This window comes from Bradyrhizobium sp. IAR9 (genome assembly GCF_013408065.1).
Classification (GTDB): domain Bacteria; phylum Pseudomonadota; class Alphaproteobacteria; order Rhizobiales; family Xanthobacteraceae; genus Bradyrhizobium.
In genome coordinates, this window is the sequence record NZ_JACBZW010000006.1 from 299,671 (window position 1) to 314,648 (window position 14,978).

12 protein-coding genes are annotated in these 14,978 nt (G+C 65.5%); 9 read left to right on the plus strand and 3 right to left on the minus strand.

Annotation, left to right across the window (positions count from 1 at the left end; all coding sequences use genetic code 11):
• Window positions 1-139 precede the first annotated feature (139 nt).
• A complete protein-coding gene (locus GGD67_RS18925) occupies window positions 140-1,609 on the plus strand; it encodes a YcjX family protein (RefSeq protein ID WP_179734955.1) in 1,470 nt (489 codons plus the stop codon).
• Window positions 1,606-2,634, plus strand: a complete 1,029-nt coding sequence (locus GGD67_RS18930; RefSeq protein WP_179734957.1) for a YcjF family protein — start codon at window positions 1,606-1,608, stop codon at window positions 2,632-2,634. Before GGD67_RS18925 ends, GGD67_RS18930 begins: the two co-directional genes overlap by 4 nt.
• 155 nt (window positions 2,635-2,789) lie before the next feature.
• On the opposite strand, the gene GGD67_RS18935 is transcribed toward GGD67_RS18930, so the two are convergent.
• The gene (locus GGD67_RS18935; RefSeq protein ID WP_179735105.1) at window positions 2,790-4,367 is read right to left on the minus strand and encodes a glycosyltransferase family 39 protein; all 1,578 of its coding nucleotides are present in this window, start codon (window positions 4,365-4,367) and stop codon (window positions 2,790-2,792) included.
• 290 nt (window positions 4,368-4,657) lie between these two features.
• Between GGD67_RS18935 and GGD67_RS18940 the strand changes: the two genes are divergently transcribed.
• From GGD67_RS18940 to GGD67_RS18955, 4 genes are all read left to right on the plus strand, one after another.
• A complete protein-coding gene (locus GGD67_RS18940) occupies window positions 4,658-6,391 on the plus strand; it encodes an adenylate/guanylate cyclase domain-containing protein (protein ID WP_179734959.1) in 1,734 nt (577 codons plus the stop codon).
• Window positions 6,392-6,747: 356 nt separating this feature from the next.
• Window positions 6,748-7,947 carry a molybdopterin-dependent oxidoreductase gene (locus tag GGD67_RS18945; protein ID WP_179734961.1) on the plus strand — a complete coding sequence of 400 codons (1,200 nt, stop codon included), beginning with the start codon at window positions 6,748-6,750 and terminating at the stop codon, window positions 7,945-7,947.
• Window positions 7,948-7,959: 12 nt separating this feature from the next.
• Window positions 7,960-8,268: a cytochrome c gene (locus tag GGD67_RS18950; protein ID WP_179734964.1), complete on the plus strand. Its 309-nt coding sequence runs from the start codon at window positions 7,960-7,962 to the stop codon at window positions 8,266-8,268.
• Between the two features lie 285 nt (window positions 8,269-8,553).
• Window positions 8,554-8,754 (plus strand): cold-shock protein, encoded by a 201-nt coding sequence (locus GGD67_RS18955; protein WP_008134691.1) that lies wholly within the window; start codon window positions 8,554-8,556, stop codon window positions 8,752-8,754.
• A gap of 168 nt (window positions 8,755-8,922) precedes the next feature.
• On the opposite strand, the gene GGD67_RS18960 is transcribed toward GGD67_RS18955, so the two are convergent.
• Window positions 8,923-9,384 carry an Lrp/AsnC ligand binding domain-containing protein gene (locus GGD67_RS18960; protein ID WP_018317238.1) on the minus strand — a complete coding sequence of 154 codons (462 nt, stop codon included), beginning with the start codon at window positions 9,382-9,384 and terminating at the stop codon, window positions 8,923-8,925.
• A gap of 113 nt (window positions 9,385-9,497) precedes the next feature.
• On the opposite strand from GGD67_RS18960, the gene putA reads away from it, so the two are divergent.
• The 3 genes from putA (at window position 9,498) to GGD67_RS18975 (ending at window position 14,757) form a co-directional block, all read left to right on the plus strand.
• Window positions 9,498-12,497 (plus strand): bifunctional proline dehydrogenase/L-glutamate gamma-semialdehyde dehydrogenase PutA, encoded by a 3,000-nt coding sequence (gene putA / locus GGD67_RS18965; RefSeq protein WP_179734966.1) that lies wholly within the window; start codon window positions 9,498-9,500, stop codon window positions 12,495-12,497.
• 328 nt (window positions 12,498-12,825) lie between these two features.
• A complete protein-coding gene (locus GGD67_RS18970) occupies window positions 12,826-14,031 on the plus strand; it encodes a CaiB/BaiF CoA-transferase family protein (protein WP_179734968.1) in 1,206 nt (401 codons plus the stop codon).
• A 78-nt stretch (window positions 14,032-14,109) separates the two neighbouring features.
• The gene (locus GGD67_RS18975; protein ID WP_018317241.1) at window positions 14,110-14,757 is read left to right on the plus strand and encodes a glutathione S-transferase family protein; all 648 of its coding nucleotides are present in this window, start codon (window positions 14,110-14,112) and stop codon (window positions 14,755-14,757) included.
• Between the two features lie 49 nt (window positions 14,758-14,806).
• Here the strand turns inward: GGD67_RS18975 and GGD67_RS18980 are convergent, their stop codons facing one another.
• Window positions 14,807-14,971, minus strand: a complete 165-nt coding sequence (locus tag GGD67_RS18980) for a hypothetical protein (protein ID WP_018317242.1) — start codon at window positions 14,969-14,971, stop codon at window positions 14,807-14,809.
• Between the last annotated feature and the right edge of the window lie 7 nt (window positions 14,972-14,978).

A 14,978-nucleotide genomic window follows, 5' to 3' on the forward strand; every position in this document is an offset into this window, starting at 1 on the left:
CTTTCGGGATCGGCGCGTCGTTCAAACGGCTGATTTTCCGACAAAGACGGTGGAAGTATGGAGCTTGATTTTCTTCACGCAATTGCCACTTTTGTGATCGGTCACACAGTCCCGCCGCCCCCGATCCATTAACGTTCATATGGCATTCAGTTTCCAGGATATGGTCGAAGAAGCGCGCTTGTCCGCGCAGGCGCTGATCGACTATGGCGAGCACTTCTTCAACCCGACGGTGCGGTTAGGCGTTACCGGCCTGTCGCGGGCCGGCAAGACCGTGTTCATCACCGCGCTGATCCACGGCCTCACCCGCGGCGGCCGGTTTCCGGTGTTCGACGCTTACGCCTCGGGCCGGATCGCGCGCGCGCATCTGGCGCCGCAGCCCGACGACGCCGTGCCGCGTTTTGCATATGAGAGCCATCTGCGCGCGCTGGTCGAGGAGCGACGCTGGCCGAACTCGACCGTCGACATCAGCGAGCTCAGGCTCGTCATCGACTATCAGCGCCCGAACGGCGCCGATCGCACGCTGACCCTCGACATCGTCGACTATCCCGGCGAATGGTTGCTCGACCTGCCGCTGCTGCAGAAGAGCTTTGAGCAATGGTCGGCGGAGAGCCTTGCGCTGTCGCGCGAGGCGCCGCGCGCGCATCTCGCCAGCGAATGGCACGCGCATCTGGCAACGCTCAAGCCCGACGCACGCGAGGACGAGCAGGCGACGCTGACGGCCGCAAGCCTCTTCACCGATTATTTGCGCGCCTGCCGCGACGAGCGCTTTGCGATGAGCCTGTTGCCGCCCGGCCGCTTCCTGATGCCCGGCAATCTCGCAGGCTCCCCGGCACTGACCTTCGCGCCGCTCGACGTGCCGATCGGCGGGCAGGCGCCGGAGGGATCGCTGTGGGCGATGATGGTGCGCCGCTTCGAGGCCTACAAGGACGTCGTGGTGCGGCCGTTCTTTAGGGATCATTTTGCCCGGCTCGATCGCCAGATCGTGCTGGCCGACGCACTGTCCGCGTTCAACTCCGGACCCGAGGCGCTGCACGATCTCGAAGCCGCCCTCGCCGGCATTCTCGATTGCTTCAACATCGGCCGCAGCACGTTTCTCTCCAGCCTGTTCCGCCCGCGCATCGACCGCATCCTGTTCGCGGCGACCAAGGCCGACCATCTGCACCATTCCAGCCACGACCGGCTCGAGGCCGTGCTGCGCCGCGCCGTCTCGGGCGCCGTTGCGCGCGCGGAAAATACCGGCGCGGCGATCGACGTGGTGGCGCTCGCCGCGGTGCGTGCCACACGAGAAGCCCAAGTCGCGCGCGGCCGCGACAAATTGCCGTCGATCCTGGGAACACCGGCCGCGGGCGAAAGCGCCGGCGGTGAATTCTTCGACGGCAACACGGAAGTAGCGACCTTTCCGGGCGATTTGCCACTGGATCCAGAGCCGCTGTTCAACGGCAATGCCGCGTTCCGCGGCCTCGCAACCGAGACCGCCGGGACAAGCGACTTTCGCTTCCTGCGCTTCCGCCCGCCTACACTCGACCGCGAAGGCACGGAGCCGCCGACGCTGCCTCACATTCGCCTCGACCGTGCCTTGCAGTTCCTGATCGGAGACAAGCTCGCATGAACGACCGATCGAAGCCACGGCGGCCGGCAACGTTCCGGCTCGACGATCCCGGCGTCGTCGTCACCGAAGCCGACGAGACGGCACGGCTTGGCCGCGCCACGATCCAGATCACGCCGGAGCACGATCCGCAGGCACTGCCGGTGCCGATCGAGGCCGCGCGGCCGACGCGGCGCGGATTTCCCTGGGGTACGCTGTTCTGGTCAGGCCTCGCCGGGCTGACGCTGCTCGGCACCGGGCTCGGCGTGGTGCATCTGATCGAGGACCTGTTCGCGCGCAGCGAAACGCTCGGCTACTTCGGTCTCGCCTTTGCGCTCGTCACCGCGCTGGCGCTTGCGGTGGTGATCGGCCGCGAGGCACTCGGCCTGGCGCGGCTGGCGACGATCGAGCAGTTGCATGCGCGCGCCGCCGCGGTGCTCGCCAGCGACGACCGCAAGGAAAGCCGCGTCATCGTCCAGGATCTGCTCAAGCTCGCGCACCAGAATCCGCAGCTCGCACGCGCCCGCGCGACGCTGGAGAGCCACACCGGCGAGATCATCGACGGCGCCGACATGATCCGGCTCGCCGAGCGCGAGCTGATGTCGCCGCTGGATGCGGAGGCACGGCGGCTGGTATCGTCGGCGGCGCAAAAGGTTTCGATCGTGACCGCGGTCTCGCCCCGTGCCGCGATCGATGTGATGTTCGTGTTCGTCGCCGCACTGCGCCTGATCCGCCAGCTCGCTTATCTCTACGGCGGCCGCCCCGGCGCGCTCGGCATGATCCGCCTGCTCCGCCACGTCATCGCCCATCTCGCCATCACCGGCGGCATGGCCGCGAGCGACAGCCTGGTGCAGCAGATGCTCGGCCACGGTATCGCGGCAAAGCTGTCGCAGCGCTTGGGCGAAGGCGTGCTGAACGGATTGCTGACGGCACGGCTGGGACTGGCGGCAATCGCCGTCACAAGGCCGCTGCCGTTTGCGGCATTGCCGCCGCCGAAGCTGTCGGACCTCGCGACGGATCTGCTGCGGAAGAAGGACGAGGAAGAGTAGCGGCAAGACGGGTGAGGGCTCTCTCCGCAAGACCGGAATCGTAGGGTGGGCAAAGGCGCGCTTGCGCCGTGCCCACCATCTCTCTCGATCGCAAAGATGCGTGGGCACGCTCGCTTTGCCCACCCTACGATACTGCCCGTGTGGAGAAATCACCCCTACACCGCTCGCGCTGCGCGCACTCGCTTTTCAAACTCCCCCGCCAGCACCTTCCACCAAAACAGCGGCGAATCCTTCGGCGGTGACAACTCCGGCGTCCAATCGGTGAGCTTTTCGATCACATAGGTATCCGCGAGAACACCGCGCCAGCGGCGCTCGACTTCGTCGAGATGCTCGCGGTTCGCGGGGATGTTCTCCCACAGCGAGGAACGATTGTCCGGCTCGCGCCCGACATAGATGCCGGCATGGCCCTTGATCCGGTCCATGCCGGGATCGCGGAAATCCTGGAAGCGGCCGCGCTCGTTGATCTCGATGACGGGCACGCGGCCCCGGAACAGCCAGCGCATCATGGCGTAGGTGCGGTAGTCCGTCGTCGCGATCCAGGTCGCGCCGGTTTCGTCGAGCGCGGCCTGCGCGCGCGCGGCGACCTGCTCGTAGCCGGCTTCCGCGCCGATCGGGTCGATCTTGCCGAGCAGATTCCAGGGCGCGGCGACGTAATAGAGGAACACGATCACGACGAAGGCGATGCCGGAGACGACAGCGGTCTTGGCCCAGAACAGCGACGACCTCAGCATGCGTGGCGACCAATCCTCCTTCATCATCGCCGTGAGGTTCACGGCCGCAGCCGCGAAACCGACCGGCCACATGAACATCGGCCAGGTGTCGCCGACCCGAAGCGTGGTCGACTTAAAGAGGAAATAGGCGAACGGCACCAGCACCGCCGTCGACAAGAGAATTCCAACGGGCTCGCGCGTGCGATAGCCGCGCCATGCCGTCAGCACCAGGCCGGTCAGCACCACCGGCAGCATGACGAAGCCGACCAGGCCGAACTGCAGGCCGATGAAGTCGCCGATGGTCCGCAGCGAGATGCCGTAATTGGCGGTGGCGCGTACCCCCTGGAAACGAAACGAGGCCCAGTCGTGCTGCGCGTTCCAGATCAGCACCGGCGAGAACACGGCGATTGCGACCAGCACCGCGAGATAAGGATAGGGGCTGCGCAACCAGCGCCAGCGCCAATCCGGTACCAGCAGGAAGGCGGCAACCGCCGGAGCGAACATGATCGCGGTGAATTTCGACAGCATCGAGAGGCCGGCGAACAGACCGGCCGCGAGCCACCAGCGTCCGTCGCCGCTCTGCGCCAGCCGCACCAGCGACCACAGCATCGCCACCGCGAACGGGATCATGGCGACATCGGGCGCCACCTTGGCCATCAGCAGGCCGTAGTAAAGTGCAGCTTCCGGCATCAGCACCGCGAACAATACGGCGCGTACATCATGGGTGAGGCGGCGGACAATGTCGGCGAGCAGCAGCTGCGTGACGAGCATCGCGACGATGCCGCCGAAGCGGACCCCGAGCGTGGTGTCGCCGAAGATCGCGGTTCCGAAACGGATCAGCCAGGCGATGCCCGGGGGATGATCGAGGAAGCTCAGCGCCCCCTCCTTCGACCAGGTCCAATAATAGGCCTCGTCGGTGCGCAGCTCGATCGCGGAGGCGTAGACGATGCGCAGCAGCGTCATTGCGGCGATGATCGCTACGGCCATGACGAGGGGACGGCGCGAGGCGCTGCCGGCGGGCATGGTGATGTCAGGGGCTGTCGTCACGGCCGCGCTTTTCGCCAACCTGGGAGGGGGAGTCAATGCGGGGGGATGGGCAAGCGGCGATCCCAGCCTCAACGCGGACGCCGCAAAGCGAAGCGTGCCCACCAGCAGGATATGATAGAAAAACGGTGGGCACGGCGCGCAAGGGCGCGCCTTTGCCCACCCTACGATTTCGTAACCTTACCGCGCATGTGATCCCGCAGCCTGTCCACATCGGGAATTAAACGCTACGCTGGCTGTTCTCCTTCATGAACTGATACAACCGAATCATGGCCACCGCTGCTGCATCCATCTCCGAACTCGTCCGCGGGACCAGCGTGCGGCAGGTGCGACTCGTCTGCGGCGTGATCCTGTTCTGTTATGTGATCAGCCATTTCCTCAACCACGCGCTCGGCAATATCTCGGTCGAGGCCATGGAGGCTGGGGTCTACTACCACACCGCCTTCTGGCAGTTTCTCCCCGTCTCGATCGTGTTCTACACCGCCGCGCTCACGCATATGGGGCTCGGCATCTATGCGCTGTACCAGCGCCGGCAGTTCCGCTGGCGGACGGTCGAGCCGCTGCAGCTCGTGCTGGGCCTCAGCATCCCCGCACTGGTCATGGCGCACGTGGTCGGGGTGCGGCTCGGCTATACGCTGTACGATCACCAGAAGCTCTATCCGCAGGAGCTCTATCTGTTCTTCGTCGCAGCGCCCGGCCGGCTCTGGCAGATGACGATCCTGCTGCTCATTGCCTGGGTGCACGGCTGCATCGGAATTTATTTCTGGCTCCGCCTCAAGCCGTTCTTCACGCGCGCCGCGCCCTATCTGCTTGCCGCCGCGGTGCTGGTCCCGACGCTGTCGCTGCTCGGCATCTACCAGGGCGGCCGCAGCGTCGCGATCGAGGCCGATGATGGGGAATGGCGCACGCACAATCTCACGCGACGCCAGGTCGGCACGGTCGCGGAAGGCAACACGCTTGATCGCATCACCGGCGCCTTCACCATCACCTATTTTGGGCTGCTTGGCCTGGCGCTGGCCGCGCGCGGCGTGCGGGCCTGGCGCGAGCGGCGCGGCGGCATGATCGCGCTGTCCTACGGCAACGGCAGGACGGTGCGGGTTCCCAAGGGCCTCTCCGTGCTGGAAGCGAGCCTGCGCCATAATCTGCCGCATGCCAGCGTCTGCGGCGGCCGCGCCCGCTGCTCGACCTGCCGCATCCGTGTCATCGGCGATCATGGCGTCCTGCCCGAGCCGTCGCAGCGCGAGGCCTTCGTGCTGACCCGCGTCGGCACCAACGACCCCTCGATCAGGCTGGCCTGCCAGCTGCGGCCGACGTCGGATCTCTCCTTCTTCCAGCTGTTCACCCCGCAAACGTCGTCGGCCAACGCGCACGCCTCGGCGCCGGCGCGGATCGGCCAGGAGCGCTATCTCGTCAGCCTGTTCGTGGACATGCGCGGCTCGACCCAGCTCGCCGAGAAGCGGCTGCCGTTCGACACCGTCTTCATCGTCAACCGCTTCCTCGGCGCGGTGTCGCAGGCGGTGATCGAGAATGGCGGCCAGCCGAACCAGTTCGTCGGCGACGGCATGCTGGCGCTGTTCGGGCTCACGGCCGATCCGCAAACCGCCTGCCGGCAGGCGCTGAAGGCTGCCAGCGGCATCGCCACGCATATCGACGAGCTGAACCAGCTGTTGAGCCACGATCTTCGCCAGCCGATCCGCTTCGGCATCGGCATTCACGGCGGCGAGGTCATCATCGGCGACATCGGCTATCGCGATCACATCGTCTTCACGGCGCTGGGCGATGCCGTCAACGTCGCCGCCCGGCTGCAGGACATGACCAAGACGCTGGCCTGCGAGGCGATCGTCTCGGACGAAATCCGCAGCACGGCGGGCCTCGCCGACGATACGCTGCCGCAACAGGAGGTCGCGATCCGCGGCCGCGACGAGCCGATGGCGGTGCGGGTCGTCGCGGATGCGCGGGAGCTGACGGCGCTGGTCGATCGCAGCGAGCGCGTCGCAGCGTGATTTGTGAGCTACGGAGGCGGTGAGCTCCCTCCCCCGCTTGCGGGGGAGGGTTGGGGAGAGGGTGTCTCCGCAATGGGACACTCCCCTAGAGGAGAAAGCCCTCACCCGCGCGCGGGACGATGCTTCGCATCGCCCCGGGGGCGCGACCTCTCCCGCAAGCGGGAGAGGTGCAGCGAGCGCGCGGCGACATTGAGTTAAACGACCAGCCTCGTCCCCGCGTAACACCGGCCTGCTGCAGCGCAGCGGCATGGGCCTGCTGCGAAAGCACGAATTGACTTCGTTCAAATCGTTGCGACAGATGAACGCGGTTCGCGGTGATGACCGCGAGCCATCGAAAAGCTCCGGGAGGGGACCAGATGTTCGATCGACGCGACCTGCTCAAAGGAGCGGGGCTTGCCACACTTGCGGCCACACTCAATTCCACCAGGGCACTGGCACTCGATACCGTGACCCTGCCCTTCGCCAATGGCGAACGGCCGCTGGTGAAATATCCGCAGAAGCGAGCGATGATTGGGCTAACCAGCCGGCCGCCGCAGCTCGAGACGCCGTTCGCGATCTTCAACGACGGTCCGATCACGCCAAACAATGCGTTCTTCGTGCGCTATCACCTCTCGGACCTGCCCTACAATCTCGACCCCGACAAGTTCACGCTCGAGGTCAAGGGCAAGGTCGACAAGCCGCAGAAACTTTCGCTGAAAGACATCAGGAAGATGAAGGCGACCGAGATCGTCGCCGTCAACCAGTGCTCCGGCAACAGCCGCGGCTTCTTCGAGCCGCGCGTTGCCGGCGGCCAGCTCGCCAACGGAGCGATGGGCAATGCGCGCTGGCGCGGCGTGCCGCTGAAAGCGGTGCTGGAGATGGCCGGTGTGCAGAGCGGCGCCAGGCAGGTCACCTTCAACGGCATGGACGGGCCGGTCAGCGACAAGACGCCTGACTTCGTCAAGGCACTCGACATCGATCACGCCAGAGACGGCGAGGCGATGCTGGCCTATGGCATGAACGGCGAAGATTTGCCGTTCCTCAACGGCTTCCCGCTGCGCCTGATCGTGCCGGGCTATTATGGCACCTACTGGGTCAAGCACCTCAACGAGATCACCGTCATCGACAACGTCTATGAAGGCTTCTGGATGAAGTCGGCCTATCGCATTCCGGACACGCCTGATAACGCGATCGAGCCCGGCACTACGCCGAAGGCGACGATCCCGATCAACCGCTTCACCATCCGCTCTTTCATCACCAGCGTGCCTGATGGCGCCAAGCTCAAGGCCGGAGCTACGACCCTGCGCGGCATCGCCTTCGACGGCGGCAAGGGCATCAAGGAGGTCCAGGTCTCCACCGACGGCGGCAAGACCTGGACGAGCGCCAAGCTCGGCAAGGATCTCGGCAAATATTCGTTCCGCGAATGGAAGCTGCCGGTGAAGCTCGCGGCAGGCAGCGTTGAGCTCAAGGTGCGTGCCACCGGCAATGGCGGCGAGACGCAGCCGGATACGCCGCGCTGGAACCCGGCGGGTTATCTACGCAACGTCGTCGAAACCGTCCGCGTCACCGTGGCCTGAAGGAGAATGACCATGCGGCGTACCGTTCTCCTCGCTATCACGCTCGCCCTCGCCACCGGTCTCGGCGCTGTGACCGCGGCCCCCGTCAACTACCAGCTTCCGGACGAGGTCGCCGCATTCAAGCCCGGGCCCAATCTCGAAGTGGTCCAGGGCAATTGCAGCGCCTGCCACTCGGCCGACTACATCAAGACGCAGCCGCCGATGAAGGACAAGAAAAGCTTCTGGCAGGCCGAGGTGACCAAGATGATCAAGGTCTATGGCGCGCCGATCGACGATGCCGATGTCGGCAAGATCGTCGATTACCTGGCCGCGACGTATTGAAGGACCGGAGCGCTTTCTCTTTACCCTCCCCTGGAGGGGGAGGGTAAGGAAGAGTGGCTGCTCGCTCCTTCTGTCTACAGTACATCCGCCGCGCTCCGGCCATTTGACCGCGAAACGGGCAAAACCGGCAAAAACGCCGCGAAGTTGAGCGGAATTCGGCAAAAGGCCGATGTGGTTTGAGCTACCAAGCCGGCCACATTCCGCGTATCCTGTTAGGACCGAACCGGCCGGTTGGCGGGGACTGGCGGTTCGAGATCTCGGAGGAAGACCCGCGGAGAAGTCGTGATGGCTAAAGGTACGGTCAAGTGGTTCAACCCGACGAAGGGTTATGGATTTATCCAGCCTGCGTCGGGCGGCAAGGATGTGTTCGTGCATATCTCGGCAGTGCAGAAAGCCGGTCTGTCGTCCCTGAACGAAGGACAGACGGTGGAATACGAAGAGATCGCAAACCGGGGCAAGACCTCCGCAGAGAACCTCAAAGTATAAGCCCGCCAGCTTTTGCTGCCTCCCGGACCCTTCCGGGAGCCGGGCCAAGAAAATTTTAGAAGACGGCCAGTGCATTCGACGACAGGCGTTGCGACTGCACACGGAGAGCTATTTCCCGCGAGGACCCTCGTTCAACGCCTCAGCAATGACAATCGCGACGGCACTTCGTCAGCCCACCGGTAACGGTGCGTCGCGCTTGATCTCCTCCATCACCGCATAGGTCCGCGTCTCGCGCACGCCCGGCATCGACAGCAGGGTCTCACCGAGGAAGCGTCGATACGCCGCCATGTCGGCTAGCCGCGCCTTCACAAGATAGTCGAAGCCCCCGGCAACCATGTGACACTCCAGCACCTCGGGCGCGAGTTTCACCGCGCGCGCAAAACGTTCGAAATTGTCCGGCGTGGTCTTGTCGAGCAGCACCTCGACGAACACCAACAAACCGAGGCCGAGCCGGTGCGGGTTGAGCCGCGCGCCATAGCCTTCGACAAAGCCCTCGCGCTGCAAGCGCTTCAGCCGCTCGCCGATCGAGGTCGGCGACAGCCCGATGCGCTCGGCAAGCTCGACATTGGCGATGCGCCCATCCTCCTGCAAAATCGAGAGGATCTTCCGGTCGATTCGATCGAGTTCCATAGTTTATCAGGTCAGATCGCTTCCGATCTTCATTTTCTAAGGCAAATCGGCTAGATTGTCTATCGAACCACGGTCATGCGAGCCTTATCCTGGATTGAGCCACAGGACATGCCATGCCGAACATCCCACCGCCCTTCACCGCCGCCTACGCGCCCGATGATGCCGAGATCGCCGCGCGGCTGTTGCCGGCGTCGCATCTGTCCCCGCCACAGGAAGCCCGGATCGACCGCACTGCGACGCGGCTGATCGAGGCGATCCGCAAGCGCGACGACCGGCTCGGTGGGGTCGAGGACATGCTGCGGGAGTTTGCGCTCTCGACCAAGGAAGGGCTCGCGCTGATGGTGCTGGCGGAGGCACTGCTGCGCGTGCCGGATGCGCGCACTGCCGACCAGTTCATCGAGGACAAGCTCGGCGAGGGCGACTTCATCCACCACGAGACCAAGTCCACGGCGTTCCTGGTCAACGCCTCGGCCTGGGCGCTCGGCCTGTCAGCGCGGGTGATCCAGCCCGGCGAGACGCCCGACGGCACCATCGGCCGTCTGGTGAAGCGGCTGGGGGCGCCTGCGGTGCGCACCGCCACGCGCCAGGCGATGCGGCTGATGGGCAATCATTTCGTGCTGGGCGAGACCATCGAGCAGGCGCTGGAGCGGGGCAAGCCGCGCTCCGGCCAGAAGCCGCGCTATTCCTTCGACATGCTCGGCGAAGGCGCGCGCACGGCGGCGGATGCCAAGCGTTACTTCGATGCCTATGCGAGTGCGATCGAGACGATCGGCAAGGCTGCGGGTCCCCATCCCCTGCCCGACCGGCCCGGCATCTCGGTCAAGCTCTCGGCACTGCATCCGCGCTTCGAGGCGATCAGCCACGAGCGCGTGATGGCCGAACTGGTGCCGCTGCTGCTCGATCTCGCGCAGCGCGCCAAGGCACATGACCTCAACTTCACCGTCGATGCCGAGGAGGCCGACCGGCTGGAACTGTCGCTCGACGTGATCGCGGCAACGCTCGCCGATCCCTCGCTGGCCGGCTGGGACGGATTTGGCCTCGCAATCCAAGCCTATCAGAAGCGCGCCAGCGCGGTGATCGACTATGTCGACGCGCTCGCCCGCGCGCATGACCGCAAGCTGATGGTGCGGCTGGTCAAGGGCGCCTATTGGGACACCGAGATCAAGCGCGCGCAGGAACGCGGGCTCGACGGGTATCCCGTGTTCACGCGCAAGGCGATGACGGATCTGAACTACGTCGCCTGCGCGACGAAGCTTTTGAGCTTGCGGCCGCGCATCTTCCCGCAATTCGCTACCCACAATGCGCTGACGGTCGCGACCGTGCTGGAGCTTGCCGGGAAGAGCGGCGGGTTCGAATTCCAGCGCCTGCACGGCATGGGCGAAGCGCTGTACGAGCAGCTCGCCAAGGATCATCCCGAGACCGCCTACCGCACCTATGCCCCGGTCGGCAGCCATCGCGACCTGCTCGCCTATCTGGTGCGGCGCCTGCTGGAGAACGGCGCCAACTCGTCGTTCGTGGCGCAGGCCGCCGATTACCGCGTGCCTGTTACGGCGCTATTGCAGCGTCCGGCGGACGCCATCGTCCGGCCGCAAGCGGCGGCGCATCCGAAAATCCCATTGCCGGGCGATCTGTTCGCGCCGGAGCGGCGCAATTCGCGCGGCGTCGAATTCGGCGCGCGCGTCGCGCTCGACCGGTTGCTCGCTGACGTCAAAGCCGAGGCGACCGATCTCGAGCCGATTGCGGACGCCACTCCGGATCAAGCCAATGCGGCGGTGGCCGCGGTACGCGCTGGCTTCGCCGCCTGGAGCCGGACGCCGGCGGCCACGCGCGCGGCGGCGCTGGAGCAAGCCGCGCATCTCCTGGAGAGCCGCAGCGCCCGCTTCATCGCGCTGCTGCAAAGCGAGGGCGGCAAGACGCTCGACGATTCGCTGTCGGAGCTGCGCGAGGCCGCCGATTTCTGCCGCTATTACGCTGCGCAAGGCCGCAAGCTGTTTGGCGGTGATGCCGCGATGCCGGGCCCGACCGGTGAGAGCAACGCGCTCGCGATGCGCGGCCGCGGCGTCTTCGTCGCGATCTCGCCGTGGAATTTTCCGCTGGCGATCTTCCTCGGCCAGGTCACGGCGGCGCTGATGGCCGGCAACAGCGTGGTGGCAAAGCCCGCCGAGCAGACCCCGCGCATCGCGCGCGAAGCTGTCGCCCTGCTGCACGAAGCCGGCATCCCGAAAGATGCGCTGCATCTCGTTGTCGGCGACGGCAAGATCGGTGCAGCCTTGACCGCGCACGTTGATATTGCCGGTGTCGTCTTCACCGGCTCGACCGAGGTCGCCCGCAGCATCAACCGGACGCTCGCCGCCAAGGATGGGCCGATCGTGCCGCTGATCGCGGAGACCGGCGGCATCAATGCCATGATCGCGGATGCGACCGCGCTGCCCGAACAGGTCGCCGACGACGTCGTGACCTCGGCGTTCCGCTCCGCCGGCCAGCGTTGCTCGGCGCTACGACTCTTGTTCGTGCAGGAGGACGTCGCCGACCGCATGATCGAGATGATCGCGGGCGCCGCGCGCGAGTTGAAAATCGGCGATCCCTGTGACGCCGCGACCCATGTCGGCCCTGTGATCGACGCGGAGGCCAAGCAGCGCCTCGTTGCCCATATTGCGCGGATGAAGAGTGAGGCGCGGCTGCACTTTGCCGGCCATGCGCCGCGAGGCTGCTTCGTGGCACCGCACATCTTCGAGCTCAGGGACGCCGGCCAGCTCACCGAGGAGGTGTTCGGCCCGATCCTCCACGTCGTGCGCTACCGCGCCGAAAACCTCGAACGCGTGCTGCAGGCGATCGAGCGCTCCGGTTACGGGCTCACCCTCGGCGTCCATTCCCGCATCGACGACACCATCGAAGCCATCATCGACCGCGTGCAGGTCGGCAACATCTACGTCAACCGCAACATGATCGGCGCCGTCGTCGGCGTGCAGCCGTTCGGCGGCAACGGCCTGTCCGGAACCGGCCCCAAGGCCGGCGGCCCGCACTACCTCGCCCGCTTCGCGACCGAGCAGACCGTGACGATCAACACGGCCGCGGCGGGCGGCAACGCGGCGTTGCTTGCGGGGGAGGAGTGAGCGGCAAGTCCGGATTCGGATCTCACAGTATCGCAATAGCAGTTCCGTCATCCTGAGGCGCGAGTGGCGCGATGCCAGGCATCGCGCCGGGAGCCTCGAAGGATGAACGGCCCCGATACAGCCGGGCCGTTCGAGGGCCGCTGAAGAAGCGGCCACCTCAGGGTGACGGGGATGGAATTAGCGCCCACCGGACGCACGCCGACCGCCGCAATGGGCCCTGCGCCGGGCGCCGTTGCATCCCGGCAAAACATCAGTCTAATTGCTCCATCACCTGCCCGCGCCAATTCCAGCGCGCGGGAAACGACAAGAGCGAGGGAGCAACGCCGCGATGGAAAAAGGCATTTTTGCGGGCCTGAAGGTTTTGGACTGCGCGAGCTTTATCGCAGCGCCCGCGGCCGCGACCGTGCTGTCGGATTTCGGCGCCGATGTCATCAAGATCGAGCCGCCCGGCGCCGGCGATCCCTACCGCAATCTGCCGAACCTGCCTGGCTATCCCACCGGCGAGCACAATTTCGCCTGGCTGCTGGAGGCCCGCAACAAGAAGAGCATCGCGCTCGACCTCGCCAAGCCGGAAGCGCAGGCCGTGCTCTACAAGCTGGTCGCAGAGGCCGACGTCTTCATCACCAACATGCCGCCGCCGGTGCGCGCCAAGCTCGGCATCACCCACGATCACCTGGCCCATCTCAACGACCGGCTGATCTACGCCTCCTTCACCGGCTATGGCGAGAAGGGCGAGGAGGCCAACAAGCCCGGCTTCGACAGCAACGCCTATTGGGCGCGCTCCGGCCTGATGGACCTGGTTCGTGCCGACACCGACACCACGCCGGCCCGCTCGGTCGCCGGCATGGGCGACCACCCCTGCGCCATGGCGTTCTACGGCGCCATCGTCACTGCGCTCTATCAGCGCGAGAAGACCGGCAAGGGCTCGCACGTCGCCTCCAATCTGATGGCGAACGGCGTGTGGGCCGCGAGCGTGCTGGCGCAGGCAAAACTCTGCGGCGCCAAGTTCGGCGAGCGGCGTCCGCGTGAGCGCGCGCTGAACGCGGTCGCCAACCACTATCAATGCAGGGACGGCCGCTGGCTGATCCTGTCGCTGCTGAGCGAGGAGAAGCAGTTTCCGACGCTGGCGAAGTGCCTGGGACGCGAAGACCTCATCACCGATCCGCGCTTCGCCACCAAACCCGACCGTCACGCCCGCTCGGTGGAGCTGATCAAGATCCTCGACGAGACCTTCGCGACCAGGGACCTGGCCGAATGGCGCAAGATTCTCGACGGCAACGGCCTCGTGTTCGGCGTCGTCGCCATTCTTGATGACATCCCCAACGACAAGCAGATGCTCGACAACGAGGTGCTGGTGCCGTTCGAGAACGACACCATGCTCACCATCTCCAGCCCGATCTGGATCGACGGCACCAAGAAGGTCCAGCCGCGCAAGCCGCCCGCTGTAGGCGAGCACAGTGACGAGATTTTGCGCGAGGCGGGATACGACGAGACCGCGATCAAGCAACTGCGGTCGTCGGGGGCTGTGGGATAGGAGCGCGCTAGATACTCGCAATGACGATGCCGGGCGATCTCGCTATAAGCTACCGGCAAAACAACGCCGCGAGGTCCCATGCCCAGCTACCGCCTGCACTACTTCCCCGAATCCGGCAACAGTTACAAGCTGGCGCTGATGCTGACGCTTTGCGGCGAGAGGTTCGAGCCGGTCTGGACCGATTTCGGCGGCGGCGTCACGCGCACGGCGGAATGGCGCAAGGCCGTCAACGAGATGGGCGAGATTCCGGTGCTCGAAGTCGACGGCGTGAAGATGACGCAGACCGCGCCGCTGCTCTTGAAGCTCGGCGAGCAATATGGGCGTTTCGGTGCCGACACGGAGGACGAGAAGTTCGAGCTGCTGCGCTGGCTGTTCTGGGACAACCACAAGCTCACCGGCTACATGGCGACCTATCGCTTCATGCGCGCCTTCACCGAGAAGAACGATCCGCAGGTGCTGAAGCACTTTCGCCGCCGGCTCGAGGACTTCCTTGGCATCCTCGACGGACATCTCCAGCACAACGAATTCGCGATCGGCGCAAAGCCGACGGTCGCTGATATCTCGATGATGGCCTATCTGCATTATCCGAGCGACGAGCACGGCTTCGATTTCGCGGCGAGCCATCCGGCCATCCACGCCTGGCTCGGCCGCATGGCCGCGCTACCTGGCTGGAAGCCGGCGTATGAGCTGCTGCCGGGCAAGCGGATGACGAATTACGCGAAGTGAAGACTCCTTCTTTCCCCTCTCCCCGCACGCGGGGAGAGGCGAAGGGAAACTACCTCAACGACAGCCAGCCGAGCGTGAACAGGATGCCGCCGACGATCACGGCCATCGCGATTGCCCAGATGCTGACGCGGGCGCTGCCGGTGACCTGCTTGACTTCCTCATTGCGCGCAATCTCGCGATTGCGCTCCTTGTTGGCGTCGCCAGTATTCGTCATGAATCAT